The 1,590-nt window shown below is 68.5% G+C and carries 2 protein-coding genes; both read left to right on the plus strand.

Annotation, left to right across the window (positions count from 1 at the left end):
- A partial coding sequence (locus VIG79_RS13740) for an SbcC/MukB-like Walker B domain-containing protein (RefSeq protein ID WP_331886541.1) occupies positions 1-1,009 on the plus strand: 1,009 nt, incomplete at its 5' end.
- A 41-nt stretch (positions 1,010-1,050) separates the two neighbouring features.
- A partial coding sequence (locus VIG79_RS13745) for a hypothetical protein (RefSeq protein WP_331886543.1) occupies positions 1,051-1,590 on the plus strand: 540 nt, incomplete at its 3' end.

Here is a 1,590-nt window from a genome sequence, read left to right on the forward strand (position 1 = left end):
CGACCGCCTCGACCAGGCTGCTGGCGAGGCGCGCGGCGCGCTCACTGAAGCCCGCCAGGCACGCATCCACGCACAGCAGACGGTCGATGAGCTTAATGCGCTCGCCCGCGACAGCCGGACACAGCTGGCCACGATGCGGGACCCACTCACTCGCTACGGCGCACCGGCCATCGCCGAGGACACCCTTGCCGCAGCGTGGAACCAGCTCGACGGCTGGGCCAGAACAAAGAAATCGGCGCTCGTCGGCGACATGATGAAGGCTCGAAACGCCGCCGACCACGCAGCGAAGGAATACCAGGCCGCCGTCGCCGGACTCAGCGACGCCCTCGCCCGCGCCGAGCTGCCACTGCCCGACCTGCACACCCCAGCCAACGAACTCCACACCACGGTCACCCGAGACGTGGCCGACGCGGCCGCGGTCGCGCGCATCGCTGCGGAGCACGCCGCAGACCGGTTCCACGAACGACAACGCCTCCACAAACAAAAGGAAGAAGCGGCCGAGCAAGCGCAGGTCGCCGCCACCCTCGCCAACCTGCTGCGTTCGGACGCGTTCCAAGCATGGCTACTGGAAAGCGCACTCACGTCCCTCGTCGCCGACGCCTCCGACCTCCTCCTCGACATGTCGTCCGGACAGTTCGAGCTGCGGATCCATAGCAAGGACATCGAAGTCATCGACCACAACGACGCCGACTCGACCCGCCCGGTCCGGACCCTGTCCGGCGGAGAAACGTTCCAAGCCTCCCTCGCACTCGCGCTCGCCCTCAGCCGACAGGTCGCCTCCCTCGCCGCGTCCGGCGCCGCGAAACTCGAGTCGATCTTCCTCGACGAAGGATTCGGTACCCTCGACGAAACGAGCCTCGACGTCGTCGCGGCCACGCTGGAGAACCTGGCCGGAGAGCGGATGGTCGGCGTTATCACCCACGTTCCCGCTCTCGCCGACCGGATCCCGGTCCGCTTCCAGGTCACCCGCACCGGCGCCAGATCCCACATCGAACGGATCACCGCATGACGGTCTCCGGAACGCAGGACACGACCAGCAGCCCTCTCGGGATGCGGTTCTGCGTCGACGCGTGGGACGTCAGCTACGGCACTGCGCTCGCCGTCGCCGACGAGGACCTACCCGCCTCCGTCGCGCGCGTCGAGACCGACGTCGAAACACCCGCGGACCAGTGGGCACCTATCCCCGCCGGCAGCGACGTGCCGCATCCGTCCGCGGTCCTGTTCGTCGACGGCGTTCGCCGTATCGACGCCCGCGTCTGGATCGACGACTCACCGGCGCCTGGCGCCGGCACCGCGAATGCGCCCCTGGTGACAGGTATGGCGGCGACCGCATCTATGGCAGTGTGCGCGTCTTACGCCGCCGGCGTCGTCTGCTGCTGCGGACAGCCCAGGCGGCGGCAGGCTCACCTTGTTACCGCCGAGATCCGCCGGGGCCTATTCACCACCACCACGCATGCCACTGACATCCAGACCCGGGGCGGCACCTACCGGGCGCGGCACACCGTCGGCAGTGACACCGTGCCACTCACGATGACCCTCTCCAACGCGTTGCAGCAGACCCTCGCAGAGATCGAGGTCATCACCGCCCTC

Origin of the sequence: Lapillicoccus sp. (assembly GCF_036559105.1) — a bacterium.
In the GTDB taxonomy this organism is placed as follows: domain Bacteria; phylum Actinomycetota; class Actinomycetes; order Actinomycetales; family Dermatophilaceae; genus Lapillicoccus.